We start from the raw sequence: 24,726 nt of genomic DNA, 5'->3' as shown, positions 1-24,726 counted from the left end.
GATTCCCTTCACCCGCTCCAATGAAAAAAGCCGGCCCCTGAAGGGACCGGCTTTCTTCGTATCTGGAGAGGGTGCGCAGCCTAGAACAGTGAGACCGCGGGGCCTTTGAGCGTGTAGCGGTCCTTGCCGAGTGCCATGTCGATGGTCAGATAGCCTGACTGGCCCTTCAGCTCGCTGGCCGGGACGCTATCGCCGATGCCCTTGGCGAGCACATTGCCGGACGTGGAGACAACCGACCACCCAAGTGGCTCAGCGCGGGATTCCGCGAAGACGGCCTTGAGGTCAGTCTTGCCGTTCATCTGGGTCGGCATCGGAGCCTGCAGCGTCCCTTCAACACGGGAGAACAGCTGGACCAAATAGATCCGGCCATTGGCGCGCACAGCCGCCACACCGGTATGGTCGAACTCGCCGCGCTTGAGATTGGCCTTGTTGGCGGGGTCTGCCATCAGGGCACGATAGGCTTCTTCAGGCGTAGCCGAGTCATCCACAATGGCCATGTTGGCGCCGAATGCCCCCATGAGGTGGGTGCGGTCCAGCAGGCGGACCCGGTCGAGATGACTGCGTCCTTCCATGTCCTCGTGGGCAACATAGCCCCGAACCGCCATGTCATAAGCATGGATACGTGCAGCTTCGTTCAGCGTCGCAAGGTTCGTCAGGCTCGCCTTGCCCGCGTCGCTGCGGTCAGCGGCCGTGAACTGACCAAGCTGGCCTTGCATGAACGTATCCGGCGTGACGCCATTGAGGCCCTCAAAACAGGCTTCAGTTTCAGTCTGGAATGCAGCAGGCTGCAGGCCGAGACCATCCGACAGGTCACAAGCCTGTTGGGCATTCGCAGTCAGTCCCAGCGCCGCAAGCGCCAGAGCGGAGATTGACATATATCTGTATTGCTTCTGTAACATAAGTGTCACAATACCGTGTGTGACAGATTTGCGTCAAGTAATGACACGTTTGCGTATATTATGTGTATGATACTCCGAGGTGTCCTGCCGGAAGGCCCTGCAATCACTCAGTATCCGGCTGGCACGCCCGTAAACCCGCCACAGGGATCACGGTCTCCCAACCTCCATCATTCAGTAGCTTGATGCGGCCAGCTGAGATTTTTTGCCCGCCCTCCACCATCTCACCCGGCGTGATTCGCAGGGACATCGTCTCCCCGTCGAGGGTCGTGTAGTCCATTTCCGTCATGAACTGGCCGAACAAGGTGCCGCCCTGACGGACGAGTGCCATGGTCTGCTGGGTTTTCGACAGCATGGTTTCGGCCGTCTGGCTGCCTGCCTTGGAGAAGTAGATGAAGCGTCGGGGCGCTCCCTGGGTCCACAGAAACAGCGCGCACTCGCCATCCGCAAGATCCTGCGCCGGCAGATTGCCTGCCTCCGGAACCTCCGGCGCCGGCGGAACGGGCCGCTTCTTGTCGCCGCTCGCACATGCCGCCAGCAGCAGCGCCCCCGCGACAATCGCTAATACCTGCCTCATGGCCTTGTCTCCATTCTGTTCACGGACCGCGTGTAGACTAGGGCGCCATTCCGGTCTGCAAAGCCCGCCGCCAGCAAGGCAGCGCGCAATTCATCATCAAAATTGGTCAGTTCCAATTCAAAGCCATCCTGTGCCACGGCCTTGAGGACAATACGGGTGCCGTCCCCCGCATCCCCCGTGAGGTGCGCGTTCAACCGGGTGTCCGTGCAAGTCAACGGACCGCTCAGGACAGGCCAGTCCCGGCCAAACGACGCCGCGGCAAGACGGGCCACATCGCTCGTCACAATGCCCGCCGCCGCCTCGCACTGATCGCCAGACAGTTTCACAGAGCCGTTCGAGAGCCGGAGGCTGCTGCCGAGCTGCGCAATAACAGGATCGGCGCCGACCTGTTCCGTCAGCGGAATATTCAGGGACAGCTCTTCCGCCATAACAGACGATCCGGATGCCTTGATCCTGCCCCGGCCCTGGCCGAACGGCCCACTCCACGACACGTCATGCGACGGGCCGCCTGTCACGAGACGCAGAAGATCGGAATCGAGATTGACCGCGCCGAGCGGCGTGCCGCGCCATGACAGGCCGGTGACCTGACCATGCCAAACCGACCCCCGCGCCTGCTGCCAGCTGACGCCGCGATCCGCGATACCGGACTGGCGCAGGGCAAAGGACAAGGGCGCGAAAGCGATCAGGCCGCCAATCAACGTGATGACGAAGAGAGCGACAAAGAGAAATCCTGTCCGCATCATGACCCGCCTCCCGCGAACTCAAAACTTGCCCGCACATAGCCGGCCTCCTCGGCGAACATGGTCACGCGTTCGGGCACGGCGCCATAGCGCAAATCCGCATCGGCCAGCCAGGCATAGACCAGCGTTGGCACCGTCCGCTCAAACTGCAGGATCAGTCGGCCGTCATCCGCGGTCTGCAACCGCGACACGGACAGGCCTCTCGCATTGGCAAGCTGCAACAGGTCCGACCGTAAGTTCTGACTGGAGGCGCGGGCGGCAGTGGCACCGGCCACGCGCGTCGTTTGTGAGGTGAGTTCCGCCGAGACCACGTCGAGCTGCCGACTGGCGGCTTCCAGAGCCAGTTTCGAGTCCGCCTTTGCAGCCATCAGGGGCCGCACGATCGCGAATTGCAGGAGCGCGACAATCACGAGCAGGAGTGCCACGCCGATCAATGCCCGCTCTCGTCCGGTGCGGCTGTTCCAGTATCCCATCATGACCGGCCTCCAATCGACAGATCGCCCACAACCCGTCCATCCTCAAGGCGCGTATCTCCCAAACTGACCTGCAGGCCGGTGGCCTCAACCGCCGTCTTCAGATCCAGGTCAGCTCCAAAGGCCGGATATGTCAGCGTGGCGCGGAGTTCACCGATGGCGCGGTCATACCGCAAGCTGACCAAATTCGCTCCGCTGACACTCTCCACCGCTCCGTATAGCGCCGCACTGGTCTGCTGGAAGCTGGGCGCGGCGACGCTGGTCGTTGCCCCGGTGCGCGAGCGCAAGGCGGCGGCAGGATTGGACGGCACCTGCTGGCCCGGGAAAGCGGCGGCATATTGCGCGCGGGATTCCGCATCCAGCGCCGTCGTCAGATTCTTCATCGTATGCACCGACAGCGCCGTCTGCACGCCCCATGCCACAAACAGGGTGGCCGCAAGCGCCGCGGGCAAGCGAAACTGTTTCAGGGAGATGCCGGTTTCAGAGGCGCGGGCATATGTGCCCTGCCGGAGATCGGTCAGGCGCGGCGCCGCCTCGGCCCAGAGCGCCAGTTCGGTCAGGGACTCTGCCCGGCGGGGAGCGGCGTTTGCCTCCGTGCCCTTGAGGAGCGCCGACATGACATCACTCGGCCAGTCATTGTCGAACGCAACGGGACGTCCCTCGACGGTCAGCAATTGATAGCGACCGAAATCGACCTGTTCGGTTGGCGGCAACAGGGACAGATCCGGCACAATCCGGGCCGATCCGAGGCCGGCAGCCTCTAGCTGGGCCAACCAATGCTGCATGACTGTGTGGGACACGGCATAGACCATCCGGAACCCCGCATCGTCCTGATCCGCAGACACGGCGACGTGAACGGACTCGACCGGCACGGCGAGATCATCCTCGATCGCAAATGTCGCAAGGCGCGTAAGCTCTACCGGCCGCCGGGCCGCCGCACGCACCCGGTGCGCTGTCAGTTCGGTTCCGGGAACGAAGACGACAACATCCGCACCAGATGGAATGCCAGCGCTCTCCGGTACGGGCTCAAGCCTGGACGGACCGCTCCGCACGAACCGCCAGTTGTCGCCGTCCCTCGGGATTTCCGTGTAAAGTCTCGGGCGCATCAGCCTGATCTCCTGTTTGAGCCCTGTAGGACATAAATGCCATCGGTGCCACGCCCATAGGTCGCATCGATGCGAATGGTGCCCGTGTCGGAGGCAATCGAAATGGCAGCCCCAATCTGATCGGAGCGTATCGACAGCGCGCTATCCCGGCGCAATTCCGGCGCGATACTGGCCACATCCCGCGACAGGAGGAATTCACCAACATTCAGCCACCCCCCTTCCGGGCGCGACAGGATCAGCTGTTCGGCTTCGCTTGTGGACAACTCGTCGGAGAAGCGCGCTGCCAGCAGTGGCGCCTGATCCGCTGTCAGCGTGTTGATGTTCAGCGGTGCATCATCCGACCTTGAACGGACGCAGACCAGATTCGAAATCTCGTTCATTACATCCGGAGTGAAGCCGTCGATCGCGCGTAGATCGCTGATAGAGACGAGCCGCTGTCCCGGCGTCCGATGAGGGATTGCCCGGCCCCCATACGCGCCATCTTCGGCGCCGGAGGCGCGGGGACTGGTATCCGCGTCCATCCAGTCGGACAGCGAATCCACCAGATGCTGCGCCTCGCTGTTGAACAGGCCTGCGCCCTCAAGCATGCGGTGGAGTTGGTCGGGGGACACGCTCCCGCCCGAGGCTTCATCGTCCCCCAGCGAAAGGGCATTCAGATTCAGGCAATTCGTGGCCTCGTGAAACCGGACGGAAATCGTCCCGCGCGAATACGCAAACACAATTGGTTCACGGAACAATAGGGAGTCGGCCGTCAAGGCCCCGTCCGTCTTCGCCAGGGCCTCATTCACGATTGTCTCGCCAACCGACAAGGCCCCGCGCGTCGCCCAGAAGCTGTCGGCCCGGCTGGCCGAGACCCGCGAGACGCTGACGGACCGCGCCAGCGCATCGGTGGCCGCAAGCGCCGCTGTCGACATCAGGACGATGATGAGCAACACGCTGAGCAGCGTTGCGCCGCGTTCGTGATCGGAAGGGTGCCGGCGTTTCATCCTGCACCCCCCACAAGAAAGAGCTGGCGCAGCTCGTCGCCTTCTCCGAACACGAAGGTCAGCTCGACCAGATCCGGCAGCGTGTCTGACTGGCCCGGCCAGTCCAGTTGCCAGCTGGTGCCGGTCAGGAAACGCAGGCCGACGCTGTCGAGATCCTCGGCAATCACGCGATCTGCATAGGGGGTGTTGTAGACCGGATCTGGTCGCAGCCAGGCGCGGCGAACAAGGTTTCCGTCAGTCAGGAAGTATTCCACCCGTTGCAGGTCGCCCCGCGGCTCGACATGACCGGGATTGATCCAGCCGGCCCGGGTGAAGGCCAAAAAGGGCTCCAGCGTGGAGAACCCGCCGCTGAAAGCCTTGGGAGCGTCGAGCCCATTGGGCGGTTGGGTCAGACGCAGGGTCGCATTGGCGAGGTCATCCCGCAGCAGGCTATGGGCCGTATCCTGATCGCGAACCATCTCTGTGCGGGCCTCCACCATCTGACCGGACCGCAAGGTCTGGATCAACAGGGTCGATCCCGCCACCATGAGCAGCGAGGTCACGGCGAGCGCTACCAACATTTCGATCAAGGTGAACCCGGCCGACTTGCTCATGATGTCGGCACCCGTATCAGGGTCTGGCGGCTCACGAGTTGCTGCCCCGTTTCAGCATCGCCTATCGTGACCGACACCGAAAACAGGCCTTCCCTTCCGGTGGCGCTGATCGTGCGCATCCAGGTCAGCCTGCGTCCGCGCTGCGTGCTTTCCCCGGTGTTCACACCCGGCGGAATGGCGCCGGGACGAACAAGCGCTTCGGCCATCAGATTGTCAGCTTCGACAGTGGCAAGGAAACGCTGATCCACATGGCGCGCGCCGACAAGGGTTTCGTTCCCGAGATGCGCAAGCGACATTGCGGCAATACTGAACACGCCGAGCGCAACCAGCACTTCGACCAGCGTGAAGCCTTGCTGTGAACGCGGAGACGTCATGTCAGCGCTCCACCTCGACCATGCCGGATGAAGACACTGTCAGGACACGCCGATCCGTGCCCTCGATCAGGGTCAGCGACCGCGCAGATACGATGCCGGTCGCGTCGGCCACGATGTGCGGCCAATCCTTCAGATCACTTTCCTGAAGTCCCCGATGCGATGTTGAGACAGAGATCGCCAGAGGGGATGGCAATGTATGCCCCGATCGCGGCAGCGCGACCCAGCGGCTGTCGCGCCAGGCTTCGGCCGCATATTCATCTTCCCCCAGGCGGATGGCGCGCACCTCGCCCGAGGCAATGGCTTCGTCTGCCAGACGGTCAATGGCCAGCTCCAGCCGCGTCACTTCCCGGTCAAGACGGGATGGCTGGCGAGGCAGCGTCATGACGATCGCGGCGCTGGCCAGCGCCAGAATGAAGAGCGCAACCAGAACCTCAACCAAAGACATGCCGGATTGAGAGGACAGGATTGGCGTCATCAGCTTGCGGGATCCCAGTTCCCGATATCGTCGTCCGTTCCGGCTTGTCCATCCGGACCAGTGGAGAAGACGTCATAGGCGCTGCCCGAACGTGTGCCAGGGTAAGCGTATTCGTATTCATTGCCCCAGGGATCAGTCCGCATGCGTTTGATATAGCCTCCGGGGCGGTACTGCGCGGCCTGTGCGCCGGTAGGCGCCGTGCTCAGCGCGGCCAGGCCCTGATCTGCGGAAGGGTATCCGTACATGTCGAGATTATACATATCGAGCGCGCTTTCGAGCGCCGCAATGTCGGAATGCGCCTTGCCGATGCGGGACTGGTCGGTCGCCGGGGCGACATTCACGACGATCAGCGTGGCGAGCAGGCCCATGATGAAAACCACCACCATGAGTTCCACGAGCGAGAAGCCCGCCGTCTTGCGGCGTTTTTCCTGAGGGGTGCGGGGCGTGACTAAGTGCATGACTGCCTCCTATCCGATAGCGAGAGTATTGAGTTGCAGGATCGGCAACATAACCGACAGGACGATCAGGCCAACCAGCCCGCCGAGCACAACAATGATCAGCGGCTCCAGCAGGGACAGGAGCGTGGACGATCCCGTTTCGAATTCATTGTCCAGATAGTCTGCCGCGCGGGTCATCATGCCGGGAATGTCGCGCCCGGCCTCTCCGCTGGAGACCATGTGCACCATCATGGGCGGGAAGACACCGGTGGCCTTCAGCGCGCCGGCAAAGGAGCCGCCTTCGCGCACACGTTCGCCAATCTGTTCTGCCGCCTCACTGAAGACGAGATTGCCCGAAGCCCCCTTGGCCCCGCTCAAAGCCTCAAGAATGGTCGCGCCAGAGCCGGAGAGCGTCGCGAAGACACGCGCGAACCGGCCCGCGCAGACGGTCCGGTTTAGCGGGCCCACAATAGGCAGGTTCAGGCTGTAGCGATCAATTGCGCGGCGCACCGCGGGAACCCTGAAGGCGCGGACCACGGCGAAGACCAGGGTCGCGAGCGCCAGAGCGATCAGGATACCATGTGATTGCAGGGTTTCAGACAGATTGACCACGATACGGGTGATCAGTGGCAGATCCGTGTCGAACAGGTCGAATTGCTCGACCAGGCGCGGCACGACAAACAACATCATGGCGATGATCATGCCGACAGCCATGACGCCCAAAACCGCCGGATAGATCAGCGCTGCCTGAACCTTTTGGCGCAATTGGTGACTACGCTCGAGATATGTGGCGAGGCGCTCCATGACGTCGCCAAGCCGTCCCGACAGTTCGCCGGCAGAGACGACCGAGCGCACGAGCGGTGGAAACGCCTTTGGCGCGACTGACATCGCGTCTGCAAGACGCGCGCCTTCGGTGACTTCAGTCTTGATGGCGTGCAGGACACGCTGTGCCTGCTGGGTTGCCGCATCCTCTGCGGCTGCGCCAAGCGCCTGTTCGACCGGAAGGCCCGATTGCAGGAGCACGGACAATTGCCGCACCAGAAGGACACGCTGCTTTTCGCCGATCCGGCCGCCGATGCGGCTTGCCTTGGCCGATTGCTCGCTGACGGGAATGACATCGAGCGCCATGAGATCACGCAGGCGCAATTCGCGGCGCGCAGAACGCGGGCTTTCGGCGGAAATAATCCCTTTCTGGCGCCTGCCATGATCATCGACGGCGACATACTCAAATGCCGGCATCACCCACCTCCCTTGCGGCTGACGCGGAGCACTTCAGCGGGGCTGGTTTCCTGCGAGACGACATAGCGCCGCGCATTGTCGATCAACCGGTCATGGCCGGAAAACGCGGCTTCGTCGATCCGGTGCTCGCTGGCCTCGGACCCGAGCAGATCGCGGATATTGCTGTCCACGACCAGAAGCTCATAGATACCGATCCGGCCATCAAAACCGGTATTGCCACACGAGAAGCAGCCATTCGGCTCGCCCACCATGACGGTCTCGCCTGCGCCAAAGCCGAGAGCGTCGAGTTCCACCGCGGTGGCTGGACGCTCCGTCTTGCAATTCGGGCAGAGGCGGCGGACGAGGCGCTGCGCCATCACTGCGCGCAGCGTGGACGCGAGCAGGTAGGCCTCGATGCCCATGTCACGCAGGCGGGTGATTGCCCCGGCCGCGCTGTTCGTGTGAAGTGTGGACAGAGCGAGACGGCCCGTGGAGGCGAATTCAAATGCGACTTCCGCCGTTTCGGAATCCCGGATCTCGCCGACCATAACAACATTTGGATCCTGGCGAAGAATGGAGCGGAGCGTCGCCGCAAAGGTCAGGCCGACCTTGTGATCCATCTGGGTCTGGCTGATGCCCGGCAGACCATACTCAACAGGGTCTTCCAGGGTCATGATGTTGTCGCGACCGTTGTTCAGGCGCGAGAGCGACGCATAGAGCGTCGTCGTCTTGCCGGAGCCGACCGGCCCGGTGACAAGGATCACGCCATTTGGCTGGGCCAGCGCATCGGAGAAACGCTCCAGCGTGTCTGCATCCATGCCGAGTTCCGGAAGGCCAACCAGCGCGTTCTTTGTGTCGAGCAGACGCAGCACAACCCGCTCCCCATACCGGGTGGGGAGTGTGGCCACACGCACATCAATAGACCGTCCGCCTACTGACAGAGAAATCCGGCCATCCTGCGGGAGACGCTTTTCGGCAATGTCGAGCCGCGCCATGACCTTGATCCGAGACAAGATGGGCGCGGCCAGTTTGCGCGGCGGAGTCAGAACTTCGACGAGGTCGCCATCGATCCTGTAGCGGATCGAGAGATGGTTTTCGAACGGGTCGATATGAATGTCGGACGCGCGGCGCTTGATGGCTTCGTGGATCAGGCCGTTGATCAGGCGGATCACCGGCGCGTCATCCTGCCCGTCGAGCAAGTCTGCAGCTTTCGGGATATCGTCGATCAGGCTCTCCAGACCGCCCCGGCTCTCCACGGCGGCATCGACGTCATCATCCGCCATCGGTCCAGACGCAAAGGCCTCGGCCAGCAACCGGTCATAGGAGTCCTTGTCCAGAGATTCCAGAGCAAACACGCTGCCGAGCGCGCGTCGTGCCTCCACCAGCGCCAGCGGATCTGCGCCCTGACGGACAGCCACGGTCAGCTGCTCCCGTTCGGGCAGGACGACCAGTCCCTTCTCCTTGGCAAAGGCGTATGTGAATTGCGTTGGGGCGAAATCGGTCGGCGTCATTGCGGCGGCGGGCTTCCCAGCACTTCTGTGATGAAATTGTCGATAGAGGACGTGTCGCTCCCCTCTCCGTCCCAGAGTTCTTCGGCGCGGATATAGTTGTAGGAGCGTGATGTAACGGCTTTTGCTCCGGCACGGTCGCGAACAATCGTCGGGCGGATGAAGACCATCAGATTCGTCCGACCAAGCGACTTGCCTTCCGTCCGGAACAGGCGACCTGCAACAGGAATATCCCCAAGCAACGGCACCTTCTCATTGGAAAAGGCTTCGGTCTGCTCAATAAGGCCGCCAAGGACAATGATCTCGCCATCGTCGGCGATCACGCTGGTATTGATCTCTCTCGTATTGAGCACGATATCTGTCACACCTGCCGTAATAGCGCCGGCCACATTGGATACGGTTTGCGTTATTTGCATACGGATCGTTCCATCATTCGACACTCGAGGCGTAACGGTCAGCCCAACCCCCACATCTTTGCGATCCACGGTCGTGAAAGCGTTTGTGTTATCGTCCCCCAGCACCTGACCGGTTGTGATTGGCACATTCTGCCCGACAAGCAGAGACGATGTTCCGTTGTCCAGAGTCATGTTAAATGGCTTAGAGAGAATGCGGGAATTCGTGTCCGCTTCCACAGCCGTCAGTACAGCGCCGAACAATGTATCACCATCCTGCCCGCCGACCCCAACCGTGATCCCGGTCAATCCCAGTAGCGAGTTGAGCGCTGCCGTTGTCAGAGAGTCGCTGACCGCGCTGTCCTCGTCCCCTGAAAATGGCGTGTCACTGCTGATAGCCCCCGCAAGCGTGAGCAGGTTTGGCGCCGATGCCGAGAAATTTGTCGTGGCGAACGGGACTGAACTGCTGCCGGTGCCTGACAACAGGAATTGAAGACCGAGTTGCCGCGCCGTGTCGTCAGCCATTTCAACAATGATGGCTTCCACCAGAACCTGGGCGCGGCGGCGGTCAAGATCGCCAATGACGCGCTCGAGGCTTAGCAGGGTTTCCGGCGCTGCGCTGATGACCAGCGAGTTGGTGGAATCATGATGGGCAATTGTGGTCGCCTCATTCGCATCCGCGAGTCCGCGGCGCTTATCGATGGCAAAGGCCACCTGCTGCAGAATCGGCACCACATCGGCCGCATCCGCATTATTCAGCGGGACGACCCGGATCGTGTCCTGAAGCCGGTCGCGGCCATCCAGATCCGCCGTCACGAGCTTGGCGCGCTCAACGGCGGCCGGATCACCGCGCAGGATCAGCGCATTGCCCGCCTCGGACGCTATGGCCCTGAAATTGGATTTGTAGGCGTCCTCGCCGGCACTGGTGTTCAGAGAGGTCAGGATGTTTGCGACTTCCGTGGCGGAGGTGTTGGCCAGCTGGATGGTTTCCGTCACCGAAGGATCGGCATCAATCTTGTCGACCATGCTGCGCAAGCGGGGAATGTTGGACGCATAATCCACAACGACCAAAGTGTTCGACTGGGCATTGGCAATCACCTGTCCCTGCTCGTCAATCACTGGCTTGAGCATCTTCGCTGCTTCGAGGGCGTTCAGATGCTGGAGGCTGAAGATTTCGGTCGTGAAGGCGTTCGATCCGTATGCCCCCATGCCCGCCTCACCCACAGCACTTTGTTCCGGGACAATGCGATATGTGGCCTTGCCGGCCGGGATCGCCGTAAATCCGTGCACGCGCAAGGAGGACAGGAACACATCGAACACTTGCTGGCGCGTCAGCGGCGTGGTGGAGGAGACCGTGATCCGCTTGGTGCGCGCTTCCGGATGCACGACAAACGTGTAGCCCGTCACCGTCGACACGTCCGCGATAAGGGCGGACAGCTCGACATCCTCGAAATTCAGGATGTGCCGCGCCGTATCCGCCGGCGTCTCGTTGGCCAGGGCAAAGGCCGACGGAGATGCTGCGAGAACTGCCGTTGCGGACAAGAGGGTTTTCAAATTCATGTCTATCGGGCCTCCTCGGGCGCGAGGGTATGGTCAATTGTCTTTCCGTCCCGGTCGATCTTCAGACGAACGGGATTAGGATCGGAGAATTTCCGGGCAAGCTCTGCCGGAGGAACGTCATTGATGTCTGCGCCATCCAGGCCCACGACCACATCGCCGGGCTGAAGACCCGCTCGGGTCATCACGTCAGCGTCACCCCGGGAGCCGATACGGTAGCCGACAAATTCCTGACCGTGATGGACCGGATCTATCGTGATGCTGGACATCAGGTCGGCGCGGGCGATCCGGGCGCTGGTGGAGCCCGTGGCAGAATTGTTGCTCTCGGGGTCAGGCTGGCCCGGCGTGGTCAGGACCGATAGCAGGCCGGCGCCGCCTTCCATCATCAGGGCCTCCGTCTGGCCGCCCTTCCGGAGGGTGACGCGGTCCCCATAAATCCGGTGAAGGGTGACCCCCTCAAGGATGGCTTCGCCGGGCGAATAGGCTGCAGTCCGGTTGTCTGGTGTGGTGATGAGGGCGATGCCGCCGGCCTCTTCCGACGATGCGCGGACACCCCGCAGCTTGAGGTTCAGACTTGTTTCCGGCGCGTCCGGGATATCCGCCACGAGGGCGGAGGCCGCGCCGAACGGATTTTCGTGGAGGAGCCGGGACGTATCCACGGATATGTCGGTTGCGATACCTTGCGGGGGCTGCACGACGGAGCGAACCGGGATGTCCGGAGAGACTGCCCCGCCCGGTTCTACCGCCAGCCAAATGAGCTTTGCCGTCGCCAGGCCAATGCCCACGACCAAGGCGACCTCAATCATGCGCAAGGCAGGCCCGACGCTACGCCGAGCGAAAATTGCAAGAGATTCAAGCCGTTCCGTCAATATCAAGCCCCTCGAAAGAGGGTTTCCCCTAAGCTAACAGGTCCGCGACGACAATGGCCGCGGACCTGTAATTGATGATATGCAATATCAGAGCCGAAGCTAGAACATACGTTTCAGGCCAATACTGAAAATGGTTCCTTGCTCGTACGTATCGACATCCACGCGGTCACCCCCGCGCTCCTGAAAAGCTTCATAGTCTTCCTGAAGGATGTTTTCGATGTTGAGGGAGAATTCATACTGGCCGCTGCCAGACTGGAAGCGCTTGTTCCAGACAAAGTCCACCGTCATTGGCGGCTGCTCCAGAATTGCGGGCAGGTTGCCGTTCTCACCCGACCGGATACGCTCGCTGACATAATTGAACAGCAGGTTGTATTCGGACTGCGCCTCTTCATTGAGAAGGCCCAGCTGGACGTTGAAGAGGTGTTCGGACTGGCCCTGCATCCGGCGCCCGTCTTCGAGACGCCCGGCAGCCGTCGTGGTGCCGCGCACCGGGTTCAGATTCGTACCGATATTGAAGGCCACTTCACCATCTGCTCCGATCTCGGAATCTGACCAGGTGTAGTTGGTTTTCACCTGAACTTCGCGATCATCAAAGAAGCCCAAGCCGGTCCACTGGTCGAATGGCAGGAGCTGTTCGTATTCGACTTCAAATCCGTACAGCTTGGCAGAGGGTACGTTGATAAACGTCGTCTGAATTGTCTCTGTACCGGCCAGGATCTCCTCGATCGGGTTTTCCAGATCCTTGTAGAACAGGCCGAGCGTCACGAACTGATCACGGGCGAAATAGTATTCGCCGCGCAGGTCATAGTTCTTGATCGACGCGTTCACGAGATACGGGTTACCGAAGAAGGTGGCATCGGTTTCCGTATTGACGAACACAGCCGGGGCCAGTTCGCGGAACTGAGGACGCGTCAGCGTTTCGGAATATCCCCCACGAACCTGCAAATCCTCGATCGGGTTCCAGGTGATGGTCAAAGCCGGCAACCAGTCAGACTGGTCGATGACCCCTTCCACCGTGTTGCCGGTTAGATCGCCACTGATGTTCTGCGTATCAATGGCCTCGATCGCGTCTTCAAAACGCACACCCAGCGCAGCGCGGATATAAGGCGTGATCTGAGCATCGATCCCGGCATAGGCGGCATCAATTTCCAGCGTTGCCACATAGAATTGCGGGAATTGCTCACCAGCTACTTCCGTAATCGAGCCAACACCCGACCGGAAGATATAGTCATAGATGTAATCGAGACGCTGGGTGCGGTCCGTGCCGCCGACACCGTTGATATCGTAAAGCAGCGAGGTGGCTGCGCGATCATTCTCAACATAGCTGTAGCCAAATTTCAGGTCAGCCTCACAAAGGAACGTACACTCCCCGTCCCGCGTCATCGGCAATGTGCCGTCGATCCCGAAATCCGTGGTATCATCCTCAACCTTGCTGAACTGCATCCGGTTCGCAGCAGGGCTGGTAGAGAGGATCGGCACGCCAGCATCATTGATGTTGTAGATGTTCGACAATTGGTAGGGCGCATCCCGAAGCGCTTCGGAATATGACGCGCGCCATTCCACCTTCATATCCATGACTTGAGGCAGGAAATGCTCGCCCTGGACCTGCGTTGACCAGAGCTGTTGCTCGACCCATTCCAAAGCATCGAGGCGCTGGTCGACGTCTTCATTGTTCTCGCCGGTAATGATCCGCGCTTCCTTTTCAGAAGAGCGGGTCACAAGCCCGGTGAACTTGATCTCATGGTCGGAGAATGCCTCGAAACCAATTGTCGCCAAGGCGTTCGTATCAATCGTATTCTGTGTGCTCAAACGATCCTGCTGGAAAGCTGACCGGAGACCGTCACCCTCAAGGTCGCCATACCCCCGCGTTCCCCGCTTCGTCTGCCAGGAATTGCCATATCCGACAGCGGCGATCACGCCCATCGAGATATCAGACGTGAGGTCGAAATTGTTGCCTCCCGACATATCGATGCTGAAGTTCGGAGCAACCTCCCCTTCCTGCATGACCAGGAGGGATGAATTGTCAGTCAACTGACGGCCGAACTCAGTTGTGAGACCATCTGCCAGGGAAGGCAGGTCGCGAGCACCATCATCGAAGCCCAAAATGTCGGTATCTGTCCCGTCATACATCAGGCCATTGCGAAGCGTCGTCGACGTATCGCGGGCAACTTTTGCGCCGACAGTAAAGAAGGCTTCATCCGGCACGGTCTTGGTGCGCAAATCGACAAGACCGCCCCCAAATTCGCCCGGAAGGTTTGGTGAATAGGTCTTCTGGACCAGAACGCTCTTCAGAGCGGATGTCGGAAACAGGTTCAGCGGCACGACCCGGCGCAATGGCGCAGGGCTTGGCAGCGGTGATCCGTTGAGAAGCGCGGTCGAGTAGCGCTCATTGAGACCACGGACGTAAATGAACTCGTCTTCAGCCGTGGCGATACCGGCAACACGCGCGAGGGCAGCGGCAGCATCGCCGTCTCCCTGCAGCGAGAAATCGCCTTCATCAATGAGAGCGGCGACTTCGGAAGTGGAGCGTTTTTCGTCCGGAATGAACAAGCCACGCACGACGACAGTTTCCTGACGGGCTTCCTCCTCCTGCTCGACAGCAGGAGTGGAGTCGGATGGCGAGGAGTCTTCTTGAGCGAATGCCGGTGACAGCCAGGCAAGGCAGGCTCCGGTCAACAGCAAGGAACGGGCAGACAGGAGGCGTTTCATTTGAGGTTTCCTGTAATGGGCTGACGGGACTCAGCCCCGCCGAAATGTCTCTGGTCTGAACGACGGAATGGGGCAGCAGAGTCTGCCGCCCCATCCAATCTGTTCAAGGCCGGCTTAGTTGGTCGATGTCAGGTTACCTTCCTGATCGATCGTCCAGCCGAGGAACCACTTGTCATCAGCATCTTCGACAGCGCCGATATATGTTGTGGCTTCGAGGTTGCCGATGCCGGTCACGTCATAGACGGGAACAGCGTTCTCATTGGCGCCCGGGACAAGACCAGGACGGCCCGACCGGAAGGCAAAGCCGGACATGGTCACCGTCTGACCGGTCACAACATTGTCAGCTGTGACGAAGGTCACGTCGTCCGTGTCACCGCTCTCGATGTCTTCACCATTGTCGGAGAGGAAGAGCGAGCGGATCAGCAGGTCGTCATTTGTAACGTTGGTCTGCGTCTGTGGATCATCGACATCCAGACCGGCATCTGGCCAGCCAAGGATGATGGCGTTCACAAGCGTACCCTGCGTACCGCGACGGAGCACGGCGCCCGTGTCTGCAGCAGCGTCGCCACTGGCAATGATCGTGATGTTGGACAGATCCGGGCTGGAGACCGGCGTCTTGTCGTTCTCACCATTACGGTTGTCACCCTCGATGCCGCGTGGGTCACCCGAAAGGCCGCCCGTTGCACTTGTCGCACCGGCGTAGACGATGCCGTACTGCAGCGAACCGGTCCAACCATCTGTCCAATCGATGCTGTCGTCACCGCAACCCGTTGCGACCAGGTGTTTGGCGTTTACCGCACCACCGAACCATTCGAAGCAGTCGTCGAGGTTGTTGTAGACTTGGACATAATCAACTTCGGTGCCCGAACCGACACCCTGGAAGGCAATGCCGTTCAGTTCGTCCGTATTGGTCAGGCGTGTACCAGCATACTGAACGCGGGTGTAGAAGATCTGACCGGAGTCATCGTCGGCAGTTGCACCACCGAACAGGCCGGAGGAACCTTCGCCCGACTTTTCACAATCAACCGTGCCGCCCGTCGCAGTGGTCTCGTTACAGGCATTGATCGGAGCGCGACCGTTGATGACGATCCCACCCCAAACACCCTTGGTGTCCTGGTCGAGGGCCGCGATTGTGCCATCCACAACCGTCTTGGCGGTGAAGACAACCGGCTGAGCTTCGGTGCCGTTCGACAGGAGGCGAGACCCCCGAGCGATGACGAGGTAGTCGTCATTGCCTTCACCGACGACCGTCACACCCGCATCAATCGTAAGCGATGCGGCAGCAGAGCCTGCGAGCGGTGTAGCCGGATCGGGACCACGGTCAACCCCGACAAAGACCGGACCGACCAGTTCATAGATCAGCTCGTCTCCATTGGAGAGACGCAGGTCTGATGTGATGGAGCTGGAGCCATCAATCTGGCACAGCTTCTTGCCGTCCAGTTCGCCATTTTCAGTCGTGCCGGTTGGGCACTCGGCTTCTTCTTCGTCGAACAGCGTGCCAGCGAGGGCAAAGTTAGCCCAGCTGTTTGCACTGGTTTCGGTTGGTCCGAATGCACCGATATAGGTGGTGGTATCGAAGAAGGCGTCAGCTGCCAGAACCGTGGACACAGGAACGTTCAGCTCCTGCTGGCCAGGGAAGAAATTCTCCACCAGCGAGTTGTTGCCCGTCCGGATGTTCGCAGAAGCCGCGAAGGTCGGAACACCGTCGGAGTCCGTAGCGAAATTCTCAGCCGTGTCGAGGAGCAGGGATTCGATCACCAGATCGCCATCCGAGAAGCCGGTAAAGGTCTGAGGGTTATCGACGTCGATGCCGGTTGCGTAGCCGGTCACAATTCCGTTCACGATGTTGCCCTGTGTACCACGGCGCAGCAGGATGCCCTGCTGATTGCCATCTGTGCCGACGAGCGTGAAGTTGGAAACACTCGGGCTGGAGAATGGCGTCTTGTCATTCTCGCCGTCACGGTTGTCAGCTTCGATGCCGCGCGGATCGTCAGAGCTAGGAACTGTCGAGCGGACAGCTGCGAACTGCAGCTTGCCCTGCCAACCATCGGTCCAGTCCAGCGAGTCATCGCCAGCGCCGGTGATGACAACGTGCTTCGCGTTCACAGTACCGCCAAACCATTCGATACCGTCATCGAGATTGTTGTGGACCTGAACATAGTCAACGTCCGTGCCGGACCCAACGCCCTGGAAGGCGATGCCGTTCAACTCGTCCGTATTGGTCAGGCGGGCGCCTGCATACTCGACGATTACATAGTTCAGGTTACCGGAATCATCGTCAGCGGTTGCGCCGCCGAACAGACCGGATGACCCCTCGCCGCTTTTCTCACAGTCAGCGGTGCCGCCGGTTGCAGTGGTTTCGCCGCACGCATTGATCGGTGCGAAACCGTTGATGACCAGGCCGCCCCATTGAGCATTGGTGCCAGCTTCGATCAGGTTGGAGCCGGTCTCTTCATCATTCATGGCTGCGCGCGCCGTGAAGCGGATCGGAGCAGCCTCAGTGCCCGTTGCCGCAATCGTCGAACCGCGCGTCACAACGATATAGTCATCGGTGGCTGTCGCGGTGCCGCCTGCGGACGCGCCGAAGAAGCGAACGCCCTCATTGATCGTCAGCGTGACGGGCGTTCCAGCGTTATCCTTGTTGTCTTCACCGATGAAGACGGGGCCCTGAATGGCGATCGTGGTGTTGGCTGGAATTTCAAGGTCGGCCGTGATCGTCGTGCCGCCTGTGGCGTCGGATCCGAGCACACACACGTCGACGTCGGAGAAGCCATCGGCAGCCACAGCAGCAAATGTGGCTTCAGCCGTGCCCGTAGGACAGCCGGCTGTCGGGACCAGATCGATAGTCGCTGCGGCCGGCGGTGGTGGCGGAGGCGGAGGCGGTGGGCTCACCGGCGTTTCGGATGCTCCTGGTGAGGAAATCGTCGTGTCCGAACACGCAGCGAGTGTCAGCACGGCAACACTCGCCATGGTCGCGAGCTTCAAGGTCTTCCCGAGTTTCATTCTTTACCCCTTTGTGGCCCCAATGAAGGATGCCGGTCTCAGCAATAATTCGTTGGATCGGGCCAATAGTGATTCCATGGCCACCTGCATCCGAAGCGGCTTATCGCAGTGACCCGCGACGGTTTCCGCACAGTTCCGCAAAGTTTTTATGACGGCAGCACTTACCTTCATAAACCCGCAGTCCACGGCCTGTGAGCGCGCCGCCAGAAACGTCAGGCACGCGAAAAAGGCTCGATAATCAACTGTGATCGCGGCACTCCTGAGAAGGAGACTGACGCGGCCGTGTTTACGCTGCATCGCCCGGAACATTAAGGGATCAGGCGTCAGGAGCCCCGGCAAGGACGACCGATACGGGAATTTGGAACAGATCGCCTTCCCGCGAGAAAAACAGCGTTTTTCCATCCGCGGAAAGGCCGGGCCCATAGTCTATACCTGCAGAATTCAGAGGCTCTCCCGGATTTTTCGGCGCGTCCCAAGTGCCATCTTCCTGTCGGCTGGAAATCCAGATGTCGACAATGCCGATCTTGGGGGCGCGATGCGAGTAGAAGAACAGCGTCCGTCCATCTGCCGTAAGCGCCAGATGATCATTCGTGCGGAAATCATTGACCTCTTCCAGGTCACGCTGCTTGATCCAGTTGCCCTCATCATCCCGGCGGGCGTCGGCCAGATTATAGCTGCCACTCTTGTTCGAAGTGTACACCATCAGACCGTCTGCCGAGACAACCGCCATGGTTTCATTCGCGCCCGTATTCACGTCGCCCGGCAGGGGTTCAGGCTGCCCCCATTCGCCATCCACCAGCGCCACTTGCCAGATGTTCAAATCTTTCCGGCCAGGCCATTGAGGCATTTCGGCATCTGACGCGAACAGGAGCGTGCCGTCCACGGGGTTGAAGCTGGGACCGACCAGAATATTTTTTGACGGAAATTCAAGGCGCACAGGTTCGCCCCAGGCCTTGCCGGCGCGGCGCACCTCGTACAGCCAGGTCTCGTCGCCATTCTCTTTCGCAAAGACGCGAACCTGTCCGTCCGGACTTTCGGTCATGGAGTAGGCGCGGGTGAATTGTGTGGCTGGCTCAGCGTCCGGAAAAACAGGCCGTGGCGCGTCGTCGGCACCATTGGAGCATCCAGCCAGAACGAAAGCAGCAGCCGAAGCTGCGAGAGAGGACATCAGTTTCATGGGATCTCAAGTCAGTAAATCTACAGGAACGTCAAGCGCATCAGCCAATCGCTTGGCTGTTTTGAGGCCATAGGACATGCCGCGCTCTATGGCCGAAATATGGTTCGGGCGAATGCCGCACACATCACTCAGATCCTTTTGGGTCATCAGGCGGTACTGGCGGACAACCCGTACCGGGTTCTCACCTTCCCGAATTTTCTCGGTGATTTCGTCAGGAACATTGAGGGTGGCTTCGTTTTCAACCGAATGCAGCTGTTGCGTGAGGCCTGCGATTGATTCTTCGAGCTCCAAAACCTTTTTCTCGAGATCCAATACCTTGATTTCCAAGGAGTAAACCAATTCAAAATCACTGGTCACAGCATTGCCCCTTTGCAGCTGTCGCAGCGATATGCGGATTTCTGTACGGTTTAATGTCGGCAGTGATAAAGTTCTGTGACAGCGACAGCGGGGACGGCTGTCTGCCCACTTTCGCTTAACCGAATCACGCGCCTTCTGGGATCGGCCGAAGCAGGGAGCTTGAGATGTCGATCAAATGGATTCGCCGCCGGGCACATATGCGCCGTCTGCCCTCCGGACAGATGGTGGAGGTCGCGTCCTCCTGGATGCCGATCGAGCGAAGCGACAGCGGCGGGCCGGAAAAATCCTGCCATTCCGCCTGCCCCGTCTGCGATGCGCCGATCCTCAGCCAGCGCATGCCCAATGGCGGCTGGGTCCATTATGAGCGGCACAGGAATTTCAGCCGCATCAAACACCCCTGTTTCTATCGCGGTGACGATATGGCTCCAGCGCGCGACGTGGAAACAGGTGATCTCTTCGCCTGATCACGATCGAAGCAGTTTTCTTTCAACATTCCGCGGCCAGACGCACTGACATGCCCTGTCATTATCATCGAGAGGGATGATCTGCCGCTCGGCTGATGCTACGAACCTGTATTCAAATTGCAGTCTGCCCCGCGCAGACTGCCAGAACAGGGCTTTTCGCAATGACCGACTTCGAGGCGCTGAAATCCATGGAGCAACGCCTGCTTTGGCTGTCCTCCTGGATCGTGCACAATGCCAACCATCTCCGCGAAAAAGAGGAAGGCGACGTGAAAGTCGGCGGCCACCAGGCCTCTTGCGCCTCGATGGTGTCGATCATGGCGGCCCTCTATTTCCATACACTGCGTCCGGAAGACCGGGTTGCGGTGAAGCCGCATGCCTCGCCGGTCTTCCATGCCATGCAATACATGATGGGCAACCAGACGCGCGAAAAGCTCGAGAATTTTCGCGGCTATGGCGGCGCGCAATCCTATCCGAGCCGCACCAAGGATGTGGACGATGTCGACTTCTCCACAGGCTCTGTTGGCCTTGGCGTCGCGATCACGGCCTTCGCTTCGCTGATGCAGGATTATCTCGAAGCCAAACCGTGGGCGAGTGATCGTCAGCTTGGCCGCATGATCGCCCTCGTGGGGGATGCCGAGCTGGACGAAGGCAATGTCTATGAATGCCTTCAGGAAGGCTGGAAGCATGATTTGCGCAATACCTGGTGGGTCATAGACTATAACCGACAGAGCCTTGACGGTGTCGTGCACGAGGGACTGTGGGAGAAAATCGATGCTATCTTCAAGGCCTTTGGATGGCGCACAGTCGTTCTGCGCCATGGCGTTTTGCAACGCGCGGCGTTCGAGGAACCGGGCGGAAGGGTCCTGAAGGAATGGATCCAGACCTGTCCGAATGCTGACTATTCGGCTCTCACCTATCAAGGCGGTGCAGCATGGCGCAAACGCCTGATGGATGACATCGGCGATCAGGGCGACGTCACGACCTTGCTCGAAAAACGCAGCGATGACGAGCTTTCCGCCCTGATGAACAATCTCGGCGGTCAGTGCGTCCAGACGCTGACCGAAGCGTTTGACGGGGTCACAGACGACCAGCCCACCGTCTTCCTTGCCTATACGATCAAGGGCTGGGGCACGCCGCTGGCGGGGCACAAGGACAATCATGCCGGCCTGATGAACCCGTCCCAAATGGCGGATTTCCAGAAGCGCATGGGCGTGCCGCAGGGCGAGGAATGGAACGTGCTCGCCGGGATCGGCAATCCTGATGGCCTGACGGCGCTGATGAATGACGCCGCCTTCTTCGCGAAAGGCCGCAGGCGGTTCGACGCCCCTATCGTGAAAAGCTCCGGCCCGGTCTTCCTTGACGATCGCAACCAATCCACACAGGCCGGCTTCGGAAAGATCCTCGATGCCATCGCCAAGACCGACAGCGAACTGGCTGACCGTATCCTGACCACGTCCCCGGATGTGACCGCGTCAACCAATCTCGGGCCATGGGTCAATCGGCGCAGCCTGTTCGCACGCGAAGCCAAGGGCGACACGTTCCGGGAACAGCGCATTCCCTCAACGCAAAAATGGCAATTCTCTCCCGAGGGCCAGCATATCGAGCTTGGCATCGCCGAGATGAACCTCTTCCTGATGCTCGGCGCGGCCGGCCTGTCACACAGCCTGTTTGGCGAGCGCATCATTCCCATTGGCACGGTCTATGATCCGTTTGTGGCGCGCGGCCTCGATGCGATGAATTATGCCTGTTATCAGGACTCCCGGTTCATCATTGTCGGCACGCCCTCTGGAGTGACGCTGGCCCCGGAAGGCGGCGCCCACCAATCTATCGGTGCGCAACTGATCGGCATGAGTCAGGACGGGCTTGTTTCTTTTGAACCAGCCTTCCTCGATGAACTCTCGATCATCATGGATTGGTCCTTCGACTATCTCCAACGCAGCGGTGAGGGTGACCCGGATGAGCGCACTTGGCTACGTGATGAAACCGGTGGCTCAGTTTATCTGCGCCTGACCACACGCTCCATTGACCAGCTCGGCCTGAAAGCGCGCGATGATGCGGATTTCAGGCGCGGCGTGGTCGATGGCGGTTACTGGCTTCGGGAACCGGGCCCGAATTGTGAGGTCGTGATCGCCTATCAGGGCTGCGTCGCCCCGGAAGTCATCGAAGCAGCCGGACGCATCGGCAATGACCGGCGCGATATCGGCGTGCTGGCCATTACCTCTGCCGATCGCCTGAACTCCGGATGGACCGCTGCGCGCCGCGCCAGAGCGCGCGGGCAGGATAACGCCGTCAGCCAGATCGAACGCTTGATGGGCTCAGTCTCGCGCGATGCGACGCTGATTACCGTTACGGACGGCCACCCGGCAACACTTGCCTGGATTGGCTCAGTCATGGGCCACCGGACCGCGCCGCTTGGCGTCGAACATTTCGGCCAGACCGGCACGATCAATGATCTCTACAGGCACTTCATGATCGACGCCGACGCCATCGTCGCCGCCGCCAACCACCTCTCAGCCGGGCGTAAAATTCGTCTCGCCAAACATGTCTAGCTTTGTCCCTGCGTGAGGACTTGTGAGCAACGCCCTTCCCATGCTGTGGTCGACTTCGCGCCAACATATGGAGACGACATGTCGATCTGGAAAAATGGTCTACCCGATCTTGAAACCCTGAGTTCAAACCAGTCAGGGACGATGGTTGACCATCTGGGTATCACCGTCACGGGCATAACCGACAATTCGCTGACGGCCCGCATGCCCGTCGACGCACGCACGCTCCAACCACACGGTCGGCTGCATGGGGGAGCATCTGTGGCTCTGGCCGAAACCGTTGGATCCATCGCAGCTAACCTGACTCTGGATTCCAACGAGCAGATCGGTGTCGGCCTCGAGATCAATGCCAATCATGTGAGGCCTGTGAAAGAAGGGTATGTGTACGGAACCGCCACGCCGGAAGCGCTCGGCCGGACAACGCAGATATGGTCCATCCGCATCACTGATGAGACTGACCGCCTGGTTTGTATCTCCCGTTTCACGGTCGCGGTGATCCCAGCGAGACAGGCTTGAAACTCCGGACTAAATAGAAAAAGCCCCCGATATCCGTGAGGACATCGAGGGCCAGTTTGGGTGCGGGAGGGCGCACCCAACAAAAGAGTAAGCTAGTAATTCCTTTTATTTCAGAAGGTTAGAGATTTCCCTGCAAGCAACGATCATTCAAAGTTCCGGCAGGCGCTCGCTGATGCGCGCCAGAATATCGTCAAAGGGTGCAGGCTCCCTGTAGTAAAGCGCTCGTGACTTTGCATAAGCGTCCGCGTACGCCTTTCGCGTTTCTGCGTCGCTCAACAGAAAGGCTTCGTTCCTTGTGAGGTCCGGCTCATCTGCCTTGCGGAACCTTTTGGCCTTGTGGTCCTTATACGCGTCTGTTCCGATGAACTCGATCACCGAGGCGTCAGCGAGCAGGCAGTACACGTCATAATAGTGGCGCATGAAGTTGACAGGCATACCGCCGTCCACCTGCTGCTTTCGAAATTTCGTTGAGATGGTCTGGAGCTTTTCGACAAAAGTATAGCCCGGCTCATAGCAAGGCACATCGACCGCGCGGGTGTCGGTCAGGTCTGCAATCCCACTCTCCACTGCAAGTTCGTAAGCCCAGGACGAAATCGTACATGGCCGGTTGGGCGCCACCTGGTCGAACCCGACTTCGAGCAGGATGCCTGCCTTCAGCCCTTCTGGTAGTGGATTCACCGACTCATACTTCAATCGAATGCCCGCGCCGCGATAATGGCGTGTGTCGTCGAACTCTTCGTCGCGGACCACTTCGATAATGCCGGGAATTTTGATGGCTTCGGCCAGACCGTTGAAGAATTCGAGACGCGCCTTTACCTGCGCAGGCTTGTTGTGGTTTGGGCCATACTGGAGGTCGGTCTCTGGGTGGATCAGGATGTCGATGTCTTCCGAAAAACGGTCGATGAGGCCGTATCCCTTTGACAGCGAAGTTCCGCCTTTCAGCTCAAACTTATAGTCAAGCTGCTGCAGTCCCCAGAGGCAGTGCATCAACCAGTAGTCTTTTTCGATGAGGCCCGGATCGATAGTGTTGTTTCGCGCAGCAACAGCGATGAGGTCGGCAAAATCAGGCAGTGCGTGCAGGAGGGTCACGCGGCGGTTGCCTGATCAGGGTTCAATACAGGCTTGAGGAGCCTTGCAGCCCGCGCCGATCCGAAATCCTTCACCGCACGTGACAGTCGCGCGCGGTCCATACGTCGCGCACGCCTAAGTGCCTTGGGAAGCACTGCTGCCTTTTCCTCGGGAAGCCGATCGAGGTTGTGCAACAGATCCACCAGGAGGAATTCTTCGCTGAGGTTTGAAGGAACAGAGGTCCGCATGCGGAAGTCATAGCGTCGGCCATCCAGCTCGAAATGGCCGTGCCGTTTGCGATTATAAACTACCGGCTCATTGTAGAGCTGCGTCGTTCCCAATTCGAGGCTGTTATAGGCGTTTGGCGAAACCATAAGAAACCGGTCATCCCCCAGGAATGACTCAACCAGCTTCTCCGGCTTGGCGGGTGCCTGCCCGAACCGAGTTTTCTTCGGAGCCATATAGAGCCCTGCCCCAACCTTTTCGAGGCGTCCTTCGTCAAGCAGCTGTCCAACATGTCGATCGACAGCGTTTGACCAGGTCGCAAGCTCCTTGCGCCGGTACACCTGTCCGGGGCGCAATTTCCTTTTTAGTTTTGCAAGCGCGGTCATGTTCTGTCTCCATCACCCACAATATAGGGGTCATGCTCCATATTATGCAACATTTCTTATTAAAAAGTCATGCA

General features: G+C 59.9%; 23 protein-coding genes. 3 read left to right on the top strand and 20 right to left on the bottom strand.

Going from position 1 to position 24,726, the window contains the following annotated elements; genetic code table 11:
* Window positions 1–80: 80 nt before the first annotated feature.
* The 18 genes from B2P82_RS09115 to B2P82_RS09030 form a co-directional block, all read right to left on the bottom strand.
* The gene (locus B2P82_RS09115) at window positions 81–875 is read right to left on the bottom strand and encodes a CAP domain-containing protein (RefSeq protein ID WP_290496702.1); all 795 of its coding nucleotides are present in this window, start codon (window positions 873–875) and stop codon (window positions 81–83) included.
* A 127-nt stretch (window positions 876–1,002) separates the two neighbouring features.
* Window positions 1,003–1,473 (bottom strand): hypothetical protein, encoded by a 471-nt coding sequence (locus B2P82_RS09110; RefSeq protein ID WP_290496700.1) that lies wholly within the window; start codon window positions 1,471–1,473, stop codon window positions 1,003–1,005.
* Entirely contained in the window at window positions 1,470–2,216 is a 747-nt protein-coding gene (gene gspN, locus B2P82_RS09105; protein WP_290496698.1) for a type II secretion system protein N, read from the bottom strand. The genes B2P82_RS09110 and gspN overlap by 4 nt, the downstream gene beginning before the upstream one ends.
* The gene (locus B2P82_RS09100; protein WP_290496696.1) at window positions 2,213–2,689 is read right to left on the bottom strand and encodes a type II secretion system protein M; all 477 of its coding nucleotides are present in this window, start codon (window positions 2,687–2,689) and stop codon (window positions 2,213–2,215) included. The genes gspN and B2P82_RS09100 overlap by 4 nt, the downstream gene beginning before the upstream one ends.
* Window positions 2,686–3,792, bottom strand: coding sequence for a type II secretion system protein GspL (gspL, locus tag B2P82_RS09095; protein WP_290496693.1), 1,107 nt, complete (start codon window positions 3,790–3,792; stop codon window positions 2,686–2,688). The genes B2P82_RS09100 and gspL overlap by 4 nt, the downstream gene beginning before the upstream one ends.
* On the bottom strand, window positions 3,792–4,778 hold the full coding sequence (gspK, locus tag B2P82_RS09090; protein WP_290496692.1) for a type II secretion system minor pseudopilin GspK: 987 nt from the start codon (window positions 4,776–4,778) through the stop codon (window positions 3,792–3,794). The genes gspL and gspK overlap by 1 nt, the downstream gene beginning before the upstream one ends.
* Window positions 4,775–5,371, bottom strand: coding sequence for a type II secretion system minor pseudopilin GspJ (gene gspJ / locus B2P82_RS09085; RefSeq protein ID WP_290496690.1), 597 nt, complete (start codon window positions 5,369–5,371; stop codon window positions 4,775–4,777). The genes gspK and gspJ overlap by 4 nt, the downstream gene beginning before the upstream one ends.
* On the bottom strand, window positions 5,368–5,745 hold the full coding sequence (gene gspI, locus B2P82_RS09080) for a type II secretion system minor pseudopilin GspI (protein WP_290496688.1): 378 nt from the start codon (window positions 5,743–5,745) through the stop codon (window positions 5,368–5,370). Before gspI ends, gspJ begins: the two co-directional genes overlap by 4 nt.
* Window position 5,746: 1 nt before the next feature.
* Window positions 5,747–6,220 carry a PulJ/GspJ family protein gene (locus tag B2P82_RS09075; RefSeq protein WP_290496686.1) on the bottom strand — a complete coding sequence of 158 codons (474 nt, stop codon included), beginning with the start codon at window positions 6,218–6,220 and terminating at the stop codon, window positions 5,747–5,749.
* On the bottom strand, window positions 6,220–6,678 hold the full coding sequence (gene gspG, locus B2P82_RS09070; RefSeq protein WP_290485550.1) for a type II secretion system major pseudopilin GspG: 459 nt from the start codon (window positions 6,676–6,678) through the stop codon (window positions 6,220–6,222). Before gspG ends, B2P82_RS09075 begins: the two co-directional genes overlap by 1 nt.
* Before the next feature lie 9 nt (window positions 6,679–6,687).
* A complete protein-coding gene (locus tag B2P82_RS09065; RefSeq protein ID WP_290496684.1) occupies window positions 6,688–7,896 on the bottom strand; it encodes a type II secretion system F family protein in 1,209 nt (402 codons plus the stop codon).
* Window positions 7,896–9,386: a GspE/PulE family protein gene (locus B2P82_RS09060; RefSeq protein ID WP_290496678.1), complete on the bottom strand. Its 1,491-nt coding sequence runs from the start codon at window positions 9,384–9,386 to the stop codon at window positions 7,896–7,898. Before B2P82_RS09060 ends, B2P82_RS09065 begins: the two co-directional genes overlap by 1 nt.
* Window positions 9,383–11,335, bottom strand: a complete 1,953-nt coding sequence (gene gspD / locus B2P82_RS09055; RefSeq protein ID WP_290496676.1) for a type II secretion system secretin GspD — start codon at window positions 11,333–11,335, stop codon at window positions 9,383–9,385. Before gspD ends, B2P82_RS09060 begins: the two co-directional genes overlap by 4 nt.
* Before the next feature lie 2 nt (window positions 11,336–11,337).
* On the bottom strand, window positions 11,338–12,201 hold the full coding sequence (locus B2P82_RS09050; RefSeq protein ID WP_290496674.1) for a type II secretion system protein N: 864 nt from the start codon (window positions 12,199–12,201) through the stop codon (window positions 11,338–11,340).
* A 99-nt stretch (window positions 12,202–12,300) separates the two neighbouring features.
* Complete coding sequence (locus B2P82_RS09045; RefSeq protein ID WP_290496671.1) at window positions 12,301–14,910, bottom strand: TonB-dependent receptor domain-containing protein; 2,610 nt, start codon at window positions 14,908–14,910, stop codon at window positions 12,301–12,303.
* A 114-nt stretch (window positions 14,911–15,024) separates the two neighbouring features.
* The gene (locus B2P82_RS09040) at window positions 15,025–17,913 is read right to left on the bottom strand and encodes a beta-helix domain-containing protein (RefSeq protein WP_290496669.1); all 2,889 of its coding nucleotides are present in this window, start codon (window positions 17,911–17,913) and stop codon (window positions 15,025–15,027) included.
* A 316-nt stretch (window positions 17,914–18,229) separates the two neighbouring features.
* Window positions 18,230–19,090 (bottom strand): hypothetical protein, encoded by an 861-nt coding sequence (locus B2P82_RS09035; RefSeq protein WP_290496667.1) that lies wholly within the window; start codon window positions 19,088–19,090, stop codon window positions 18,230–18,232.
* Window positions 19,091–19,096: 6 nt separating this feature from the next.
* Entirely contained in the window at window positions 19,097–19,447 is a 351-nt protein-coding gene (locus tag B2P82_RS09030) for a helix-turn-helix transcriptional regulator (RefSeq protein ID WP_051607513.1), read from the bottom strand.
* Between the two features lie 164 nt (window positions 19,448–19,611).
* Here B2P82_RS09030 and B2P82_RS09025 point away from each other — a divergent pair, with 164 nt between their 5' ends.
* From B2P82_RS09025 to B2P82_RS09015, 3 genes are all read left to right on the top strand, one after another.
* A complete protein-coding gene (locus B2P82_RS09025) occupies window positions 19,612–19,911 on the top strand; it encodes a hypothetical protein (RefSeq protein ID WP_034811487.1) in 300 nt (99 codons plus the stop codon).
* Between the two features lie 161 nt (window positions 19,912–20,072).
* Window positions 20,073–22,460 carry a thiamine pyrophosphate-binding protein gene (locus tag B2P82_RS09020; protein WP_290496664.1) on the top strand — a complete coding sequence of 796 codons (2,388 nt, stop codon included), beginning with the start codon at window positions 20,073–20,075 and terminating at the stop codon, window positions 22,458–22,460.
* A 78-nt stretch (window positions 22,461–22,538) separates the two neighbouring features.
* The gene (locus B2P82_RS09015; protein ID WP_290478748.1) at window positions 22,539–22,973 is read left to right on the top strand and encodes a hotdog fold thioesterase; all 435 of its coding nucleotides are present in this window, start codon (window positions 22,539–22,541) and stop codon (window positions 22,971–22,973) included.
* A 147-nt stretch (window positions 22,974–23,120) separates the two neighbouring features.
* Here the strand turns inward: B2P82_RS09015 and B2P82_RS09010 are convergent, their stop codons facing one another.
* Both B2P82_RS09010 and B2P82_RS09005 read right to left on the bottom strand, forming a co-directional pair.
* The gene (locus B2P82_RS09010; RefSeq protein ID WP_290496662.1) at window positions 23,121–24,062 is read right to left on the bottom strand and encodes a nucleotidyl transferase AbiEii/AbiGii toxin family protein; all 942 of its coding nucleotides are present in this window, start codon (window positions 24,060–24,062) and stop codon (window positions 23,121–23,123) included.
* On the bottom strand, window positions 24,059–24,652 hold the full coding sequence (locus B2P82_RS09005; RefSeq protein ID WP_084394437.1) for a hypothetical protein: 594 nt from the start codon (window positions 24,650–24,652) through the stop codon (window positions 24,059–24,061). The genes B2P82_RS09010 and B2P82_RS09005 overlap by 4 nt, the downstream gene beginning before the upstream one ends.
* Window positions 24,653–24,726 lie beyond the last annotated feature (74 nt).

The sequence above is a fragment of the Hyphomonas sp. UBA4494 genome (assembly GCF_002388935.1).
GTDB lineage: Bacteria > Pseudomonadota > Alphaproteobacteria > Caulobacterales > Hyphomonadaceae > Hyphomonas.
The sequence above is the reverse complement of the archived record's forward strand: the minus strand, read 5'-3'. Positions and strand labels throughout refer to the sequence as shown.